This is a genomic window from Campylobacter sp. RM9328 (genome assembly GCF_012978615.1).
Genome location: NZ_LIWF01000103.1, coordinates 1 through 219 on the forward strand (window position 1 = coordinate 1; position 219 = coordinate 219).

A 219-nucleotide genomic window follows, 5' to 3' on the forward strand; every position below is an offset into this window, starting at 1 on the left:
CACTTAATGCGCAAATGGTATCCATAAATCACAAAGATACCGAAGTTATAGATGTTAAGATAGAAAAATCAGAAATTGAAATGATATCAAATTTAGTTTATGCACAGCCTCCTATTTATGGATATAAGAACAAAGCTCTCGAGATGGATATAATTAAGCCTGTTAGTAAGGAGCTTTTACCGACTGTTGTGTTTGTGCCGGGAGGCGGGTTTGTGTCTT

General features: G+C 36.1%; 1 pseudogene. It reads left to right on the top strand.

The features are described from left to right. Window positions 1–219 (top strand): annotated as a pseudogene (locus CCAL9328_RS10875) (hypothetical protein); the annotation flags it as partial.